We start from the raw sequence: 16,639 nt of genomic DNA on the forward strand, positions 1-16,639 counted from the left end.
AGACGCTGCGAAAATCGCTGTATAGCGCCCGCCAGATCGGATTTGATCGCCTTGCCGTGGCGTTCGAATGCATGCGAAAGGGCGCGGATGAGAACAACGGTTCAGCTTTTGCTTGTCGCTTCACTTTACGGGTGCGTGGCGACGACACCCCGACCCGATGCCGGCGACCAGCTCGTCGACCCTATTCCGTTCTCGCTCGCGCTTGAGGAGATCGTCACCACCGGCATTCGTCAGCGCTTGCCCGATCCTGCCTCCGCCAGGTTCGGCAGGACGCTTGCCGGCGAGCGGACGCTGAACGGCCGCAAGGAGATTGTGGTCTGCGGCTTCGTCAACAGCAAGGATCCGCCCGGCGGCTCTGGCGGCGACCAAGCCTTCATTGCCAAGATCTACCCGGATTCGGGAAGCAGCTTCGAACTCGTCACCATGGGCAGTGCTTCGGAAACGCGGCGTCTCGTCGCCAGGACCTGCAGCGCTGCCGGAATGCCGATCTCCGATTCCGACCTGAATACGCAACTGTAACTATCTGTGGGACGAACGAAAGAGGGGCTCGCGCGAGCCCCTCTTCCGTCGCGGAAATGGTCCTCCTCTCAGAGCCGGCAGTAGTGGCTGTAGCCGTCATGGCCGATGTAGGTGTCGGAGTCCGGATCGTAGCTCGAATAACGGTCGAGGCAGCGGCGGACGTGCCAGGAACCGCCATCTTCGTCGACATAGACGGTGCGCGGCGGCTGCTGCTGGGCAAGCAGGCTGCCGAGGACGAAGCCACCGACGCCGGCGGCGATGCCGATGCCGAGGTCGTGGTGATGCGAATGAGCCGCCGAAGGCTGGACGGTGCCGACCAATGCGGTGGCGGCGACGGTGGAGGCGATGAGGCCGGAAACGAGTGTGCGCTTGAACATGACGATCTCCTTGGTTTGGTTACCGAGGCGATCCATCCGCCTCTTGATCATCTGTCGCTGCGGCAACGAAAAAGGTTCGAATATTTTTTCGAGCAGATGGTGATCGCCAATTCGAAGTGGCATGTGACGCCAATCATCAACGATGGTCGCGCATGACGACACGCAGACGCGAAAAAGGGCGGTCGAAGCCGCCCTTCTCCAATCGCGTCGCCAGATAGGTTCAGTAGATGATGATGCGATGATGATGGTGGTGATGGTGATGGTGATGATGATGATGATGATGCCACCAGTAGTCCGGATAGTCCGGATAGTCCGAATAGTCCGAGTAATCCTCGTAATAACCGTGGTGGTGATGATGGTGCATGCCATGGGCCGACGACGTCTGAACCGTGGCGGCTAGCGCGCCGGTGGCGACGAAAATAGCTACGAGAGCGGAAGTGAGCGTGCGCTTGAACATGATGATCTCCTGGATCCTTGACCGAGGCGACCATTCGCCTCTGGAGATCAGTCGGCGGAGTGCGGCAAAAGGTTCGAAAGGTGGAGGAGATTTTCGGCTGAGCCGGAGGAAAAGCGAGTAGCGAGTGGCAAGTAGCGAAAAGCAGGGGACACCAGAGTGCCCCTCGTTACCGACTATTCGCTATTTCGCTCTCTCACCCCATGCCCGTGACATGGCGAAGCCAGAAGGCGAGCGCGATGAAGCCGATGATCGTGGTCACGCCAGTCCAGTCGACATTGGCCTTCTTCACATCGCTGATGAGCTTCACCAGCAGCATCCAGGCGATGACGACGATGGGGAGAATGATGACAAGCCTGATCATGCGACACTCCAGTCCGAAGCGATTGCACCTCACCATCATGTAGGAAGCGTGCCCGCGGATTTCAGTATGCGTATCCGCAGCACCATCCACCGCCGGAGTAACCGAAAACGGAGTTTTGTCTTTACTGGCGCAACAAATATGCTAACCGGAGCGCCGTGCCCTTGTAGCTCAGCTGGTAGAGCAGCGGTTTTGTAAACCGAAGGTCGGCGGTTCGATTCCGTCCGGGGGCACCAGTTCCCTTGAGACAGTTCGGCTTCTGATACTCACTCGCCTGCCGAGCAGCGAGGATAAGGCCCAGCACCTATCAGCTACTTCTGCTCTGACGACCAAGGGAAGTTCACGTATCTGTCGCGGCTGTCGTAGCAGATGTTCCCGTACATCTTCAGATAGGCGTCCCGTCGGGCCGCGTCCGCATAAACCGAGGCTGGGTCCTTGAGGTCGGCCTCATACTGCGCAAGGTTGGCGCTCGTCAGCGCTATCGGAAGGATGTCCATCGCCTGCGGGATGCTTTTGCCTTCGAGCCAGTCGGCTGCAAACTCTCCCATGGCATATCCGAAGACGGGCGAGGATAACGAGATACTGGCCTTGTAGGGACTGTCCCCCTTCCTGATTTCAGCAACGGCTTCAGCCTCACCGTCAATTCCGCCGAGGAATTGGTCGGGCCGATCTTTCCCCGCCGCACGCAACGCTTCCAGCGCACCAAGCACGACCGCGTCGCCGCCGAGCACCACGTCGATGTCCGGATTGGCAAGAAGGATGGTTTGCATGGTGGCGAACCCGCCTTCCTTGCTAACCGGCTTCGGCGCGATATCTGCCACGATCGTCACGCCGGGCATGGCGTTCAAGCCGGCGCGCATTGCCTCGAACCGAGGCGCCAGAAACTCCATCGTGTCCTGGGTCAGCAGAACGACCTTGGCCTTCCCGTTGAGCTTGGTTTTTATGTGATTGATCGCTGCGTCGGTCAGCACCTTGCCAGTTCGATATTGCGGAGCATTGAGCAGCAATGTTGCCGGCGGAGGCACGATCGTGCCGACAAACGCACCAGACCAGATTGCCTGCTGAAGGGCGGGACTGAAAGCCGCCGGATCCGGAGACGTGGCAACCATGGCGCCAACCTTTGCCGCCACCAAAGACTGAACCTGGGTTATCGCCTTTCCCACATCATTTTCCACCAGAACTCTTCGATATTCCAAGCCCCGATCTCTTGCGGCCATGGACAGGCCATGGTCGACCCCCTGCAGGAAGTCGCGGTCGTTCTCCTGCACATAGGCCAGCACTTTTGTGAGACCAGCCGGGGCGTTGCATGAGGGCGCGAGTGGATCGAAGGCGGGGAATACCGTTCGCTGCGTGATGCCAGGGGCGCCGGCCTGGGCACTCGCGAAAGTCCCGCTCATCGTCGTAATTAGAAGCAGAGTTATGGCTGCCCCGCTTGGCCATCGGCGGGCAATCTTCTTATGATCAAACACGTCTGCCCCCCCGTCGGCGTCAACTGTTGGCGCCACGACTATCACATCGCACGCGCAATGCTGCCGCAGTGATTTTTCCACCTCGCCACGGCGCGGTCTACTATGCGGCGGTAGAGCGCCGTGGTTTCGTCGAAAACACCAAATGAGCGGCGGTTCCGGGCTGAAGCGTTCGATACTCGATCTTGGCGCCTAGGCTGATGCACATGGCATGGATGATTCTGCTGCCAACGCCGGTCCCTTTAGCCGGCGTACCTTCAGTCTTTCCAACCCCATCGTCTTCGACCACCAGTTCGGCTTGCTCGCGTGGCAGCTTGCTGAGCCGGACGCGGACTTCTCCGACACCATCCGGATAGGCGTATTTGAAGGCATTGGTGACCAGTTCGGTGATCACCACGCCGAGATTGATGCTGGTATCCGTTTCAAGTTCAATCGGCTCGATGTGGTAAGACAGGCTTACACCGTGAACCTGGCTGCGCATCGACGTTCGCAGATGATCGAGCAATCCGCTCAGATATTCGTCCAACGCAACTGAACGGACGTCGGATGAGCCGTAGAGCCGCCTGTGCACGAGCGAAATCGCAAAGATGCGATCCTGGGTTTCGGCGAGCGCTTCCTTGGAAGCGCGATCTCCGACAGCCTTCGATTGCAGGTTCACCAGCGACGAGACCAGAGCCAGGCTGTTGGCGACGCGGTGATTGACCTCTGACAAAAGCACCTCGGCCCGATCGCGCGCCTTGGCCAGGTCCTCGGTACGGGTGGCGACCCGTTGCTCCAACTCGCTGTTGAGCGCGTTGACCTCGTCGCGCGTGACGCGAAGTTCTTTGGTGTATCGCGCAGCACCATAGGCTGCTCCGCCAACCACGGCGACGATGACAAACCCGCCGATTGCCGAAACAAGCCGCAGCCATCCGCTGTTGGCACGCTGTTCGGCGACCCCCGACGTCAGCCTGTCATCCGCTCGTCCAATGATCCCCGAAAAGAACACATTGGCTTCGTCGGTCAGGGCCTTGCCTCTATTTGTGCGGAATATCGCCAGTATCTCGGCGTCGCGCTGATCTCGCTTGAGAGCTATCGTCTGATCGAACTCGTCAAACTTGGTGGTTATGATCGCAGACAGCCGTTGCAGCGTGGATTCCGAATTGGGATAGGATGTCAGCAAGGTCTGCAAAGCCTGCAGATGACGCTGCGCCTGAGCCTTGGCGGTCTGGTAAGGACCCAGATAAATCTCGTTCCCGGTGATGACGAAGCCACGCTCACTCGCCTCGGCCGTCTGCATCGCATTTCTCAACTCGACGGCCGCGATACGCGTGTCGCGCGCCTCAATCGCATTGTCGAAATAGGATTGAGCTCTCTGCCCCAGCCAGAAGTTGGTGGCGACGATTGCCATAAGGGCTACGAATCCGATGAGCAGGGACGCGGACGTGAGTCGGACAATTTTGCGGCTGGAAACTGGCATTCGGGCATTCCTGCCCGATTTTGGGTGGCCGCGCCATCATGTAGTGAGAGCTAATAAGCCGCACACGCAAAACTTGCTGCTCTGCGCTGATTTTGCGCCGACACCCGACGTCGATCAGCCGGCACCCGCGAACATCTTTCCGCACCGCGAACTGGTGGAGAACGACGGGGCGGCGGCGCTTACCGCCTAATGTCCTAGTTCGGGCATCTCTCAAAAAAAGCGGATCGTTGGATTTCCGGCAGGCCTTCGAACCGAACCCGAACCACCTCGATCCTTGCTCCAACCTTCTGAAAGACAAGATGCATGTTGTCGTAGTCGTGTTGGGATGCCGTTTTGCCATCTGATCGGGTGACCGTTACGGGGTGGAGGCCTATCCCAATCTCGTCGCTGGCAACGAGTGCCGATTCAGTGATTTGGTCGACGGTGGTAATCAACACTCCGTCGCGCTTGTCCAGGATGGTCGCCCTCACCTCTGCGCCAAACGGTGCCGCAAAAGTAACTCTATCAAACCTCGGTTGAGAAAATTCCCTGCTGCAATCCGGCGACCACGTTCCCATGAGGCCAAATTGCTTTATGGGCCCTTCAATGTCAGCGCCAAAGGCTGGAGCGGAAAACACACCAGATGCCAAGAGAACCCCGAAAAAGCTGCGCATTGCCCCTCCTGCACGCTATCCCATGCGCGTAGCTAGGCACTGAACTTGGGTGCCTCTATGGCCCGGCTTTCGAATGGTTTCTCACAGGCAAATCGCCAATCACCGATTGGTAGTCATATGCTCACTGTGAGGATGCCCAAAGGTTTGGCATTCTGGCATCCTGGCATTGTTAAGGAGATATGGATCAACCGCAGTCCGTTTTCGAGGTGCGAAGCATGACAAGACCCAGCGAAGCCGAGTGGGGATTTGAGGAGATCGCACGCGACGATCCAAACCGGGCCATTGAGTTGGCAGGTTGCGGCCAAGCCGAGGCATTGATTGAGGCGCTCGCAAACACGCTAAGCGCCGCACTTTTCAACGAGGTGCGCATCGGCTTCGACGGTTTAAAAAAATGACTTGAATGCTCCTCGCGTTACGTTTCAGTTTCCTGTTTCCCCGGCACTGTACGATTGGTTTTTCAGTTCACGTACAGGCTACCGTGCTCAGTTTTGGGCAAGCCCGGACGTTGGGAACGCTTACAATAGACGGTTGCTTGCCTGTCTGAAATCAGTCATCGAAATTTGGGCTCCTGCCTCTGGTATTAGAGGCAGAGCATTGTCTGTTGAAACACATAAGGGACATCGTCAGGACATCGACTTGGGACCTCGAACCGAAAGCCGAGCCACTGTCTTGGCATCACTCGAACCATGGCTGTCAAAAATCTGGATCTGCGAACGCCTGTTGCAAGTTGATGGTACTTCGCCAACTTGGATTGCGGCATTGGGGACAAGCGGTCCAAAATTGCGTATCCCTCAACGGTCAAGGCATGGCGCAGAGCATGGTCTGGTGCCGCAGTTCCCAGACAACGGAAGTGCCTGGCTTGATATCAAGGGAGGCTATGTTCTCCCCAATGGTGCAATCGAGCAGCCCAACAAGTCGCCGGAACGTCGAGCAGAGGAGATATACCGTGTGGGATGGACGTAACCTCTAGCATGCGCGTTGGCGGTGGTAAGGTATGACAACGATGTGAGTAAGCGCTGAAGCGGACACGACGGCCCACCTTTCGCGCGAATATGCTTCACGCGGCCAGGACAGAAACGGTATCAAGTCAAGAAATAGTCCCCTCAAACCCCGATCGCCGCCACCAATATCCGGTTCTGCCGGCGTATTGCCGCGCGCAGTTCCGGTATCTTCGCCTCGTCTCGCTTAACGAATTCGATGAACATCATGTTCATGTTGTTGAAGATCAGTTCGCCGAGCGCCGTGCCGTCGATATCCCTCCGCACCAGGCCAAGCTCCTGCAGCCGGGCGATCAGCGCGCGGATCTGTTCGGTGAGTGAGCGGTCGAGCGCGGTGTAGGCCTGGCCGAACGGGCTGTCGGGCAGTTGTGTCGAGATCGCCATGGCCTGCCGCCACATCTCCTTGCTGAGATAGTGCAGCGAATGCTCGATATAGATGCCGATCAGCGTGTCCAGCGCATCGCCAACATTGGCCGGCGGTCTGGCGACGACGCCGCGCCCAGCGTTGAGCACCTCGTTGACCTCCAGCGAGACGATGGCGCCGAGGATGTCGCCCTTGTTCTCATAGTAATTGTAGATCGTGCCGATCGACACTTCCGCCTGTGCGGCGATGGTTTCGATCTTGGCGCCCTCATAGCCGGCCTCGCGAAAAAGCTCTGCCGCCGCCTCGATGATGCGCCTGTGCCGGTCCGCCTTTTGCCTCGCCCGCAATCCGCTCATATCAGCCTCTTGCCACAAAAACAGAATTGACTCAATTTTAGAATTGGTTCAACTTTTTGCAAGAAGCCACAAAGGCAAGGGAGAACACTCGATGTCCGTCAAATCCGGGAATTCGCTTTCCGTCCTGAAGCGCCATCTGCACGCGGCGTGCGCCGCCACGGCGCTGCTGCTTGGTGCAGGCAGCCTCGCCGAGGCCGCCGATCTCAACGCGCTGATCTGGTGCGACCATTCCGACCCGGCGCTGCTGCAGCCTTTCGAGGAGGCCAACAACGTCAAGGTCAATGTCAAGGAGTTCGAAGGCACGGGCGCTGGGATGGCGATCGTCGATCAGTCGCAGCCAGGCGACTGGGACGTGATGGTGATCGACTCGATCGACGTGCCGCGAGGCGTCGAAAAGGGCCTGTTCGAGCCACTGCCGGAAGACAAGCTGCCGCTGGCCGACCTCTTCCCGCAGGTGAAGATGGACGGCTCGACCGTGGTCGGCGGCAAGCGCTACGGCATCACCGAAAAATTCGGCTACAACACGATCGGCTTCAACAAGACCAAGGTCGATCCGGCCGACATGCAATCCCTGGTGTCGCTGACATCAGACAAGTACAAGGGCAAGGTCGCCATCTACGACTATTACCTGCCGGTCATCGGCATGGCAGCGCTCGCCATCGGCAAGAAGACGGCTGAGCTGACCGAAGCCGACCTTCCCGCCCTCAAGGAAGAGCTGCTCAAGATGAAGGCCAACGCCAAGCTGGTCGGCGAAGTCACCGCCAGCCAGACCGCGCTCGCCACCGGCGAGGTCGACATACTGGTCGGCGGCGGCGAATGGGTGACGGCGGGGCTGGCCAAAGAGAACCCGGCGCTGGATTTCTCGATCCCGAAAGAGGGCGCGGTGCTTTGGTCGCAGTCGCTCGCAATGTTCAAGGATTCCAAGAACAAGGATCTGGCGCTGAAGTTCATCCAATACATTATGAGCCCCGAAGGGCAGGCGCGGCTTGCCACCTCCTCCTGCTACTGGGGCATGCCCGCCAACACCAAGGCCGCACTGACCGACGACCAGAAGAAGGTCCTGCGTTTCGACGAGCAGCCGGGCTTCCTGGCCCGCGCGCAGGCCTATCCGGCGCCGAATGCCGATCTCGACAAGAAGATGCAGGACATGTGGACCGAAATGCTGCAGGCGAAATGATCGGTAGCCGCTGGTGAGTTCAACCGGGAACAGCGGACGTGTCCTGCCCTGGGCGCTGGTCACGCCGGCGCTTGGCTGGACGGTGCTGTTCTTCGTGCTGCCCTTCATCGCCATGGGGTTTTCGAGCCTCACGGCACATGAGGGTGGCGGCTTCACGCTTAGCAACTACAGCCAGTTCTTCACCAACCCCTCCTACTGGCAGGCGATGGTGAACTCGTTGCAGGTGACCGCGATCGTCACCATGGTCTCCGTGCTGCTCGCCTACCCCTTTGCCTGGATTCTTGCCGAACAGGTGCCGGAACGCTGGCAGCGGCTGGCGCTGATGCTGGCCGTGCTGCCGTTCTGGACGTCCTATGTCGTGCGCTCGTACTCCTGGCTGTTGGTGCTGGCGCAGAACGGTGTCATCAACCGCGCGCTCACCGGTTCCGGCCTGATCAGCGAACCGCTGCAGCTCGCCAATACTCGGCTAGCCACTGTCACCGGCTTCGTGCATTTCTTCGTCATGCTGCTGACGCTGACCATTTTCGCCAACCTCAAGCAGCTCAGTCCGAGCTATCGAAAAGCCGCCGCCGATCTCGGCGCCGGGCCGGTGCGCACCTTCCTGCATGTCGTTTTGCCGTTGACCTTGCCCGGCATCATGGTCGGCGCCTTCCTGACCTTCGTGCTGTGCATCGGCGACTACATCACGCCGCAGATTCTCGGCGGCAACAACGAGCTTCTGATGCCGCAGCTGGTGATGATGCAGATCGGCCGGCGCGGCGATTTTCCGCTGGCCTCGGCGCTGTCGATCATCCTGATGGCGGTGGTCACCATCGCCTACCTCGCCTGCGCCCGCTGGCTGAAGATCGAGCGGGCCTGAGATGCGCAGCATTGTCCGCATCGCTTCCTGGCTCTACGCGCTTGCCGTCTACGGCTTCATCTTCCTGCCGGTGGTGGTGCTGGTGCTGTTTTCGCTGCAGGCGACGTCGTTTCCGATCCCGCCCTTCACCGGCCCGTCGCTGCGCTGGTACGAGGCGGTGCTCTCCGACACGCGGCTGACCTCGGCGCTGGTCAATTCGCTGTTGGTGGCGTCAATCTCGTCAGCCACCGCCGTCACGCTCGGCTTCCTCTGCGCCTGGGGCTTTGCACGGTTCGTGCTGCCGGGCTCCGGTCTGCTGCGCGGCTTGATCACGCTGCCGCTGACGGTCAGCTATCTCATCATCGGCATGGGGCTGCTGGTGCTGTTCAACTGGGCCGGCGTGCCGAAATCGCTGCTTGCGGCCGGCATCGGCCACGTCGTGATCAACCTGCCGCTCTGCTTTGCCATCATCTACAGCCAGATGGGCGACCACCAGATCAACATCGAGCGCGCCGCGCGCGATCTGGGTGCGCCGGAATGGAAGGTGGTGCTCTTGATCACAGTGCCGGTCATGGCACCGGCGATCTTCGCCGGCTTCTTCCTGTCGATGACCTTCTCCTGGGACGAATTTGTGATCTCTTTCCTGCTGACCCGATTCGACACGACGCTGCCGGTGGAAATCTGGAACCTGCTGCGCTCCGGCCTCAACCCGAAAACCAACGCGATCGGTTCGCTGGTCTTCGCCGTCTCCATCGTGCTGGTCGTGCTGTTCGAACTGACATTGCTGCGCCGGAGAAAGACATGACCGCTGCTCTGGTCGATATCCGCGCTGTCTCACACCGTTTCGGGCAGCTGGCGGTGCTGAAGAACGTCTCGCTCAAGATCGAGCCCGGCAGCTACACGATCCTGCTTGGGCCGTCGGGTTCCGGCAAGACGACACTGCTGTCCATACTGGGCGGCTTCGTCACGCCCAGCGAAGGCAAGGTGTTCATCCGCGGCGAGGACTGCACCGCGGTGCCGCCGGCAAAACGCCCGACGACGACTGTGTTCCAGGACTATGCGCTGTTTCCGCATATGAGCGTCGGCGGCAATGTCGGCTTTGGGCTGCGCATGCAGGGCGTCGATGGAACGACACGGGCGGCAAAGGCCCGCGAGGCTCTGGCGTTGGTTGGGCTGGCCACCGCCTTCGACAAGAAGCCGCACCAGCTCTCGGGCGGCCAGCGGCAACGCGTGGCGTTGGCGCGGGCGCTGGTGATCGAACCGGCAGTGCTTCTGCTCGACGAGCCGCTCGGTGCGCTCGACCTCAAACTGCGCCGGCAGATGCAGGACGAGTTGAAGGCGATCCAGAAGCGCGTCGGCACCGCCTTCATCCATGTCACCCACGACCAGGAAGAAGCGATGGCGCTGGCCGACCACTGCGTGGTGATGAATGACGGCCGCATCGAGGATGAAGGACCGCCCGAGCGCGTCTATGCCAGGCCGGCGACGCGTTTTTCGGCCACCTTCATGGGCGAAAGCACCATCCTTGCCGGCAAGGTCACGCAAGCCAAGGACAGGACGAGCAGGGTAGAGACGCCGGCCGGAGCGGTTTTTGTGCCCGGCGCCTTGCCTGCGGGCTCGGCTGTTGCGCTGGCCATACGGCCGGAGCATCTCCTCCTTGGCGGGGCTGCCGGCTCCGCAAGTCTCGGTATGGCGGAAGTAACCGACGTCGTCTTCCAGGGCAGTTTCAAACGCGTGCTTGCCGTTTCAGTCGCGGATCCCTCGTTGCAGTTCATTGCAAAGCTGCCGGCATCAGCCACCGTCCAGCCCGGCGACACTGTGGCCGTTTCGTGCGATACCGACCAGATCATCGTTTTGACGGACTGAAATGGGCAGCCTTCCGGTCATCGACGCACCAGACTGGTACGAGACCATCCGCATGGCCGATGGTGTCACGCTGATCCACGAGCCGTGGATAAAACCGTTCTTCCGCTGCAACATCTGGCATGTGCGTGGGCGCGACCGGGATCTCCTGTTCGACAGCGGTCTCGGCCATTTCAGCTTGCGCACACATGTGCCGCTGGTCACGGAACGCAAGCTGACCTGCGTCGCCAGCCATACGCATTTCGATCACATCGGCTGCCATCACGAATTTCCCGACCGCTGCGTGCACCGCGCCGAAGCAAAAATCCTCGCTGATCCGCGCAACGAATGGACGGTGGCCGACCGCTATGCGACCGACGATATGTTCGATCGATTGCCGCAAGGTTGGGAGTCGTCCCGCTACCGGATCCTGCCGGCCCCGGCCGACCGCCTGCTCGACCATGGCGACGTCGTCGATCTCGGCGACCGCGCCTTCGAGGTGATCCACACACCCGGCCATTCGCCCGGCGGCATCGCGCTCTACGAGGACAAGACCGGCCTCTTGCTGTCCGGCGACATCATCTATGACGGCCCGCTGATCGACGACGTCTACCATTCGGAGATCCCAGACTATGTCGAGACGCTGCTCGCCATGCGCGAACTCGATGTCTCGATCGTGCATGGCGGCCATTTCCCGAGCTTCGGCAAGGTGCACTATCGCCAATTGATCGACGAGTATCTTGCGCAGAAACGCCAGGCCGGCTGCCACCTGAGCCAGCGCCCCTGAACTGGACGTCAGCCGGAAATCGTTGCGGGAAGCGAAATCCGATAGTCTGGCCCCCGATTCCTTGGCTTTCGCCACGGCCTCAGACGATCCTTCAATCTCGTTCGGACAACCGGCTTCTCGTAAAGCGGAGCCGGCAGGCCGGCGAGCGCATAGTAGTCGTCAAGGATGCTGGTCTGCAGCAGACGCTGCTCCTGTGTGAAGAAGCTGAAATGCGCCGCGACCAGATCGCCGAAAACCCTGCCCGGCCGATCGAGCTTTGCCGGCAAGGTCGCTGACAGCCATTCTTCCTCGTCATTTCCCGGCGGGTAGAAAGGTTCGCCGATTTCCAGGATATCCGACCCGAAAAACCCGATCGCGTTGATCGAGAAGCGCCCCAGCCTGACATCCCGGTCAGGCACGCGGAAATCACCCAGCCGGTTCGTTCGCACAGCCTCGATGAACACCGGATGAAGCGCCTCGGGAAAGCTCGCATGTGCCCAGGAATAGGGACACATCGCCTGGCAGGTAAGCGGTCCGTCGATCAGAACCCTGGAAAGATCCTTGATTAGGCTGTTGCAGACCGCGTTGTTGATGATGAGCGGTGCATACCAGAGGGCCGCCCCCTTTTGCGCCATGGCCCGGGCCTTGAATCTGGGGAGGAAGCCCTCCTCCAGAAAAACCACGTCGTCGTCGAGACGCAGATAGAGAGCGTCGGCGTCGTCACAGAAGCGAAAGAACCTGCCGATGACGTCGATGGTGCCGTCGGCGTTTGGAAGCGTCTTTATCTTGCAGCGTGGATCGCTGGCTGCCAATCGCCGGAGATAGGCGCGGTCGGCGTCGTTGCGGCAATTGTCCCACAGATGCCATTCGTGCACCTCGGGACTTTTCAGAACATGGTGGCTGAGCAGGCGCAGGTACTTCTCGCGGCCTGCCGGGGTCACAACAATCAGCTTCATGAGTTCGCCCCCACAATGGTCGCGTTTTTTGGCCAGCCTGCTACCATGCGAGCCTACAATCGATCATGTAGCGTTTCCAGATTCGCGGTGTGTTGCAAAGCACGGCGCAAGACATCGGCCTGACAATGCCAGACAAAATGCACCTCCCGTTGGTGGCCCTTCGCATTCATCCGGCTTTGGTGTAGGGGCTCGCCGTGGCAGCTTTGGACCGAAGGGCTTATCGCCAAGCGCATAAGTTGACGAGGCGACTTTGGCATCTGCTGCGCAGGCAATGGTCCAAGCCGATCGACCTGGCTCAGATCATACTCGAACCATAAGGGCGTTGTATCCGCGAATGGACAAGAACCTGCTCAGCGAAGCCGACATTCTGATTGTCGGCGCAGGCTTTTATGGCGCGACGCTCGCCGAGCGCATCGCCACGCAACTGGGCCGGCGTGTGCTGGTGATCGACCGGCGCCAACACATTGGCGGGAATGCCTATACCGAACGAGATCCCGCCACCGGCGTCGAGATCCATCGCTACGGGCCGCATCTGTTCCATACATCCAACGAGGAGGTCTGGAATTATCTGCGCGCCTTCACCGGTTTCACGGCCTATCGCCATCGTGCGTTTTCGACCTATCGCGACAAGGTCTATCCGCTGCCAATCAACCTCGCCACGATCTGCCAGTTCTTCGGCAAGCGGTTCAGCCCCAATGAGGCGCGCGGCATGATCGCCGAGCAGGCGGCGGAGCTTGGCGACGGCCCGCCGGCCAATCTCGAGGAGAAGGCGATTTCCCTCGTCGGCCGTCCACTCTACGAGGCTTTCATCAAGGGCTATACCGCCAAGCAATGGCAAACGGACCCCCTCGAACTGCCGGCACAGATCATCGCGCGCCTGCCGGTCCGCTATACATTCGAGGACGGCTATTTCAACGATCGTTTCCAGGGCCAACCTGTGGATGGCTATACAGCGATCTTCGAAAAGATGCTCGCGCATGAACTCATCGAAACACGGCTTGGCGTCGACTTCTTCGATATCAAACCCTTGCTGCCGAAAGACCTGCCGGTCGTCTACACCGGTCCGATCGACCGCTATTTCGACTACTCAGAGGGCGAGCTCGGCTGGCGGACGATCGATATCGATCTCGAGGTCATGGACACGCCGGATCATCAGGGCACGGCGATCATGAACTATGCCGACGAGGCCGTACCCTACACCCGCGTCGTCGAGTTCCGGCATTTCAATCCGGAACGCCAGCACAAGAGCGACAAGACACTCATCGGCCGCGAGTATTCCCGTTTTGCCGGCCGCAACGACGAACCCTACTATCCGATCGACACGCGCCGGGACCAGGCGGTGTACCGTCGTTATCTCGAACGGGCGGCCGCCGAGAAAAACCTGCATCTGGGCGGACGGCTGGGCACCTACCGGTATCTCGACATGCATCAGGCGATCGGCGCGGCCTTGAAGGCCTTCGAAACCGTGCTTGGACCCTACTTCACCGGCAAGCTCGATTCAGTTTCACGGTCGCTATGACGGTCGAGGTCAGGCTCAGGCTGACGCCGCCGATCTGCTGTCAGTCGAAATCTGTCGGCGAAACCATTCGAAGGTGCGCCGTATCCCTTCCTGGTAGCTGGTCTTTGCCTCCCATCCGGGAAGAACCTGTCTTGCCAAGGTCAAGTCCGGGCACCGGTTCGTCGGATCCTGCGGGGCAGGCGCATGGTGTTCGATGCGGCTGCCCGGCACAAGCGAACTGACGAATTTCGCGGTCTCGAGAACCGAGACCTCGCGATTGTTGCCGATGTTCAAGGGGCCGCGGGGCGAGATGCTGTCACGCCAGAAGAAACGCTCCAACCCATCGACGATATCGTCGACGTAGCCCCAGCTGCGCGATTGCGAGCCGTCGCCATAGACGGTCAGGATTCCCGTGGTCAGGGCCTGGCTGACAAAATTCGAAACAGCGCGGCCATCATCGATGCGCGTTCGCGGCCCATAGGTGTTGAACAACCTGACGACGCGGACATCGAGCCCGCTGACGCGTTGCTCTTCGAACAGCAGCGCCTCGGTACAGCGCTTGCTTTCATCATAGGAAGCCCTTGGCCCGGTGCAGTCCACGGATCCCCGGTAGCTCTCCGGTTGCGGCGACACCATGGGATCGCCATAGACTTCCGAGGTCGAGGCGAAACAGAAGCGGCCGCCGGGCCTGAGCAACGATAGAAGATTGAGCGCGCCGCCTATGTTGGCCCTGATCGTGCGCGCCGGCTCGCGCATGTACCATATGGGCGAAGCCGGTGACGCCAGATGGATGATCTCATCGAAATGCCGGGTGGCCGTGAAGCTTTCGGCATCGGCAATCCGCAGGTTGAAACGCGGATCCGCGACATGGGCAATGTTGTCGCGCAATCCGGTCCACAGATTGTCGACGACGACAAGCGTTTCCAGATCATCGCGCCGCAGCAGGCGATCGACAAGATGGGAGCCAATGAAGCCGCAGCCCCCAGAAACCAACACACTGCGCGCCATGCGCACTCCCCTTCAGAAAACTCGACCGGTCAACGCGCCGCATGGCTTGTTTCGCGGGACGATGGGACCAAGGTCCTATCCCGATCCGGAAGTCTTCTAACAGTGCTTTCATCGATGCCGCAATTGCAACGATCAAACTTGTCTTGCGCCAGCCGATGACCAGTCCCCCGAGGATGAAACCGTGACCGGGATATATGGCGCGGACGGGTGCGCGGATTTTGGCGACCTACAGTGCCCTTTGCGGGCAAGGCATTCCCGTGGCATCGCCACAGCGTGAGGCCGTGGGCAGCGGTCTGTTACTCATTGCTTCCGACTGGCGCACAAGCTCGGCGAAGACCAGCGCGAAGCTACCCAGCATGAGAAAGACGATGATCAGGCGTGCTACCGGCAATATGTCGGCCTCGTCTGGCTGGTGCGTGCCCCCGACATCAGGATAGTCCCGGGATGATACGCACAAATCAAATGTGCCACAGCGTGCTTCGGCATCCCGAAGGATACTGCGGTGCTGCGGGCGCCCCCACGCCATCCATCCCGGCTAACATGATCGATCCGCCTTTACGAGAGTTTAAGCCCCGCCTTAACCATCACATTCACTCGCGCCCTGTCATGAAGCGCGACCTGCCGGTCCTGGCGACGCCGTCGCGGCATGGCTTTGCCCACCGGCGCAACGGCTCTCTTTGCAGAGCCGCCCGCACCATGCTACCCCGGCGCTGGCGCGACCAGACCCGCCGCCAATCGGTCGCGATCGGGGAGCCATGAGCACAGCCGCCAACAGCATCGCCTTCGTCTCGTCCGACACAGCAGACGCCATGGCGGCGCTGGAAAGTCTGTCGGCGCGTTATGGCCAATGTTCGATCGCGGAGGCCGCAGTCGTGGTGGCCCTGGGCGGCGACGGCTTCCTGCTGCAGACCTTGCGCGACACGATGGGAACGGGAAAGAAGGTCTACGGCATGAACCGTGGCACCATCGGGTTCCTGATGAATGAGTATCGTTCCGGGGGACTCACCGAGCGAATCGCGGCCGCGGTCGCCGAAACCATCCGCCCGCTGGAAATGCTGGCCGTCACCTCGGAAGGCGAAACCGTTTCGGCGCTGGCGATCAACGAAGTTGCGCTGTGGCGCCAATCCTATCAGACAGCCAAGATCCGCATCAGCGTCGATGAACAGATCCGGCTCGAGGAACTGAGCTGCGACGGCGTCATGATCGCCACGCCAGCCGGATCCACCGCCTACAACCTCTCCGCACACGGCCCGATCCTGCCGCTCGACGCACCACTGCTGGCGCTGACCCCAGTCAGCCCGTTTCGCCCACGCCGTTGGCGTGGCGCTTTGCTCTCCAACAAGGCAACCGTGCGCTTCGACATTCTGGAGCCGGAAAAACGGCCGGTGAACGCCGCCGCCGATCACACCGAGGTCAAGGCGGTGACTTCGGTGACGGTGCGGGAATCGCCGACGGCGACGGCGACATTGCTGTTCGATCCCAATCATTCCTGGAACGAGCGCATCCTTGCCGAACAGTTCCGCTACTGAGCCGGCACACAGACAGGC

Annotated in this window: 19 protein-coding genes and 1 tRNA gene; 11 read left to right on the forward strand and 9 right to left on the reverse strand. The window is 60.4% G+C overall.

Going from position 1 to position 16,639, the window contains the following annotated elements; translation table 11 throughout:
• Positions 1 to 87: 87 nt before the first annotated feature.
• A complete protein-coding gene (locus tag HGP13_RS22700) occupies positions 88 to 519 on the forward strand; it encodes a hypothetical protein (RefSeq protein ID WP_172229176.1) in 432 nt (143 codons plus the stop codon).
• 68 nt (positions 520 to 587) lie between these two features.
• Here the strand turns inward: HGP13_RS22700 and HGP13_RS22705 are convergent, their stop codons facing one another.
• The 3 genes from HGP13_RS22705 to HGP13_RS22715 all read right to left on the reverse strand — a co-directional run bounded on the left by HGP13_RS22705 (position 588) and on the right by HGP13_RS22715 (position 1,714).
• A complete protein-coding gene (locus HGP13_RS22705) occupies positions 588 to 896 on the reverse strand; it encodes a BA14K family protein (protein ID WP_172229177.1) in 309 nt (102 codons plus the stop codon).
• A 220-nt stretch (positions 897 to 1,116) separates the two neighbouring features.
• Positions 1,117 to 1,353 carry a hypothetical protein gene (locus tag HGP13_RS22710; protein WP_172229179.1) on the reverse strand — a complete coding sequence of 79 codons (237 nt, stop codon included), beginning with the start codon at positions 1,351 to 1,353 and terminating at the stop codon, positions 1,117 to 1,119.
• Positions 1,354 to 1,546: 193 nt separating this feature from the next.
• Positions 1,547 to 1,714 (reverse strand): hypothetical protein, encoded by a 168-nt coding sequence (locus HGP13_RS22715; protein ID WP_023768610.1) that lies wholly within the window; start codon positions 1,712 to 1,714, stop codon positions 1,547 to 1,549.
• A gap of 157 nt (positions 1,715 to 1,871) precedes the next feature.
• Here HGP13_RS22715 and HGP13_RS22720 point away from each other — a divergent pair.
• Positions 1,872 to 1,947: transfer RNA gene (locus HGP13_RS22720), tRNA-Thr, on the forward strand.
• A 75-nt stretch (positions 1,948 to 2,022) separates the two neighbouring features.
• Here the strand turns inward: HGP13_RS22720 and HGP13_RS22725 are convergent.
• The gene (locus HGP13_RS22725) at positions 2,023 to 3,180 is read right to left on the reverse strand and encodes a sugar ABC transporter substrate-binding protein (RefSeq protein ID WP_246707096.1); all 1,158 of its coding nucleotides are present in this window, start codon (positions 3,178 to 3,180) and stop codon (positions 2,023 to 2,025) included.
• A gap of 100 nt (positions 3,181 to 3,280) precedes the next feature.
• Positions 3,281 to 4,567, reverse strand: coding sequence for a CHASE3 domain-containing protein (locus HGP13_RS22730; RefSeq protein WP_172229181.1), 1,287 nt, complete (start codon positions 4,565 to 4,567; stop codon positions 3,281 to 3,283).
• A gap of 16 nt (positions 4,568 to 4,583) precedes the next feature.
• Between HGP13_RS22730 and HGP13_RS22735 the strand changes: the two genes are divergently transcribed.
• Positions 4,584 to 4,826: a hypothetical protein gene (locus HGP13_RS22735; protein ID WP_172229183.1), complete on the forward strand. Its 243-nt coding sequence runs from the start codon at positions 4,584 to 4,586 to the stop codon at positions 4,824 to 4,826.
• 4 nt (positions 4,827 to 4,830) lie between these two features.
• Here HGP13_RS22735 and HGP13_RS22740 read toward each other — a convergent pair whose 3' ends face one another.
• Positions 4,831 to 5,289, reverse strand: a complete 459-nt coding sequence (locus HGP13_RS22740) for a hypothetical protein (RefSeq protein ID WP_172229185.1) — start codon at positions 5,287 to 5,289, stop codon at positions 4,831 to 4,833.
• Positions 5,290 to 5,504: 215 nt separating this feature from the next.
• Here HGP13_RS22740 and HGP13_RS22745 point away from each other — a divergent pair, with 215 nt between their 5' ends.
• Complete coding sequence (locus tag HGP13_RS22745) at positions 5,505 to 5,684, forward strand: hypothetical protein (RefSeq protein ID WP_172229187.1); 180 nt, start codon at positions 5,505 to 5,507, stop codon at positions 5,682 to 5,684.
• 708 nt (positions 5,685 to 6,392) lie between these two features.
• On the opposite strand, the gene HGP13_RS22750 is transcribed toward HGP13_RS22745, so the two are convergent.
• Positions 6,393 to 7,007 (reverse strand): TetR/AcrR family transcriptional regulator, encoded by a 615-nt coding sequence (locus HGP13_RS22750; protein ID WP_172229189.1) that lies wholly within the window; start codon positions 7,005 to 7,007, stop codon positions 6,393 to 6,395.
• 91 nt (positions 7,008 to 7,098) lie between these two features.
• Between HGP13_RS22750 and HGP13_RS22755 the strand changes: the two genes are divergently transcribed.
• From HGP13_RS22755 to HGP13_RS22775, 5 genes are read left to right on the forward strand one after another with little or no spacing between them, the layout of a single operon-like run.
• A complete protein-coding gene (locus HGP13_RS22755; RefSeq protein WP_172229191.1) occupies positions 7,099 to 8,184 on the forward strand; it encodes a spermidine/putrescine ABC transporter substrate-binding protein in 1,086 nt (361 codons plus the stop codon).
• 13 nt (positions 8,185 to 8,197) lie between these two features.
• Complete coding sequence (locus HGP13_RS22760; RefSeq protein WP_172229193.1) at positions 8,198 to 9,043, forward strand: ABC transporter permease; 846 nt, start codon at positions 8,198 to 8,200, stop codon at positions 9,041 to 9,043.
• 1 nt (position 9,044) lies between these two features.
• Positions 9,045 to 9,827: an ABC transporter permease gene (locus HGP13_RS22765; protein ID WP_172229195.1), complete on the forward strand. Its 783-nt coding sequence runs from the start codon at positions 9,045 to 9,047 to the stop codon at positions 9,825 to 9,827.
• Positions 9,824 to 10,888, forward strand: coding sequence for an ABC transporter ATP-binding protein (locus tag HGP13_RS22770; RefSeq protein WP_172229197.1), 1,065 nt, complete (start codon positions 9,824 to 9,826; stop codon positions 10,886 to 10,888). Before HGP13_RS22765 ends, HGP13_RS22770 begins: the two co-directional genes overlap by 4 nt.
• A gap of 1 nt (position 10,889) precedes the next feature.
• Entirely contained in the window at positions 10,890 to 11,651 is a 762-nt protein-coding gene (locus HGP13_RS22775) for an MBL fold metallo-hydrolase (protein ID WP_172229199.1), read from the forward strand.
• 8 nt (positions 11,652 to 11,659) lie between these two features.
• Here HGP13_RS22775 and HGP13_RS22780 read toward each other — a convergent pair whose 3' ends face one another.
• Positions 11,660 to 12,586, reverse strand: a complete 927-nt coding sequence (locus tag HGP13_RS22780) for a hypothetical protein (RefSeq protein WP_172229201.1) — start codon at positions 12,584 to 12,586, stop codon at positions 11,660 to 11,662.
• A gap of 334 nt (positions 12,587 to 12,920) precedes the next feature.
• Between HGP13_RS22780 and glf the strand changes: the two genes are divergently transcribed.
• Entirely contained in the window at positions 12,921 to 14,105 is a 1,185-nt protein-coding gene (gene glf, locus HGP13_RS22785; RefSeq protein ID WP_172229203.1) for a UDP-galactopyranose mutase, read from the forward strand.
• A gap of 15 nt (positions 14,106 to 14,120) precedes the next feature.
• Here glf and HGP13_RS22790 read toward each other — a convergent pair whose 3' ends face one another.
• On the reverse strand, positions 14,121 to 15,092 hold the full coding sequence (locus HGP13_RS22790; protein WP_172229205.1) for an NAD-dependent epimerase/dehydratase family protein: 972 nt from the start codon (positions 15,090 to 15,092) through the stop codon (positions 14,121 to 14,123).
• Positions 15,093 to 15,847: 755 nt separating this feature from the next.
• Here HGP13_RS22790 and HGP13_RS22795 point away from each other — a divergent pair.
• Positions 15,848 to 16,621, forward strand: a complete 774-nt coding sequence (locus HGP13_RS22795) for an NAD kinase (RefSeq protein WP_172229207.1) — start codon at positions 15,848 to 15,850, stop codon at positions 16,619 to 16,621.
• Positions 16,622 to 16,639 lie beyond the last annotated feature (18 nt).

The sequence above is a fragment of the Mesorhizobium sp. NZP2077 genome (assembly GCF_013170805.1).
Taxonomy (GTDB): Bacteria; Pseudomonadota; Alphaproteobacteria; order Rhizobiales; family Rhizobiaceae; genus Mesorhizobium.

Excerpts from the sequence above, each read along its gene's own strand:
- HGP13_RS22715 (WP_023768610.1), bottom strand. The coding sequence starts at position 1,714 with ATGATCAGGCTTGTCATCATTCTCCCCATCGTCGTCATCGCCTGGATG.
- HGP13_RS22745 (WP_172229187.1), top strand. The coding sequence starts at position 5,505 with ATGACAAGACCCAGCGAAGCCGAGTGGGGATTTGAGGAGATCGCACGC.
- HGP13_RS22755 (WP_172229191.1), top strand. The coding sequence starts at position 7,099 with ATGTCCGTCAAATCCGGGAATTCGCTTTCCGTCCTGAAGCGCCATCTG.
- HGP13_RS22735 (WP_172229183.1), top strand. The coding sequence starts at position 4,584 with ATGAGCAGGGACGCGGACGTGAGTCGGACAATTTTGCGGCTGGAAACT.
- HGP13_RS22705 (WP_172229177.1), bottom strand. The coding sequence starts at position 896 with ATGTTCAAGCGCACACTCGTTTCCGGCCTCATCGCCTCCACCGTCGCC.
- glf (WP_172229203.1), top strand. The coding sequence starts at position 12,921 with ATGGACAAGAACCTGCTCAGCGAAGCCGACATTCTGATTGTCGGCGCA.
- HGP13_RS22770 (WP_172229197.1), top strand. The coding sequence starts at position 9,824 with ATGACCGCTGCTCTGGTCGATATCCGCGCTGTCTCACACCGTTTCGGG.
- HGP13_RS22700 (WP_172229176.1), top strand. The coding sequence starts at position 88 with ATGAGAACAACGGTTCAGCTTTTGCTTGTCGCTTCACTTTACGGGTGC.
- HGP13_RS22765 (WP_172229195.1), top strand. The coding sequence starts at position 9,045 with ATGCGCAGCATTGTCCGCATCGCTTCCTGGCTCTACGCGCTTGCCGTC.
- HGP13_RS22740 (WP_172229185.1), bottom strand. The coding sequence starts at position 5,289 with ATGCGCAGCTTTTTCGGGGTTCTCTTGGCATCTGGTGTGTTTTCCGCT.
- HGP13_RS22780 (WP_172229201.1), bottom strand. The coding sequence starts at position 12,586 with ATGAAGCTGATTGTTGTGACCCCGGCAGGCCGCGAGAAGTACCTGCGC.
- HGP13_RS22730 (WP_172229181.1), bottom strand. The coding sequence starts at position 4,567 with ATGGCAATCGTCGCCACCAACTTCTGGCTGGGGCAGAGAGCTCAATCC.
- HGP13_RS22750 (WP_172229189.1), bottom strand. The coding sequence starts at position 7,007 with ATGAGCGGATTGCGGGCGAGGCAAAAGGCGGACCGGCACAGGCGCATC.
- HGP13_RS22775 (WP_172229199.1), top strand. The coding sequence starts at position 10,890 with ATGGGCAGCCTTCCGGTCATCGACGCACCAGACTGGTACGAGACCATC.
- HGP13_RS22795 (WP_172229207.1), top strand. The coding sequence starts at position 15,848 with ATGAGCACAGCCGCCAACAGCATCGCCTTCGTCTCGTCCGACACAGCA.
- HGP13_RS22710 (WP_172229179.1), bottom strand. The coding sequence starts at position 1,353 with ATGTTCAAGCGCACGCTCACTTCCGCTCTCGTAGCTATTTTCGTCGCC.
- HGP13_RS22790 (WP_172229205.1), bottom strand. The coding sequence starts at position 15,092 with ATGGCGCGCAGTGTGTTGGTTTCTGGGGGCTGCGGCTTCATTGGCTCC.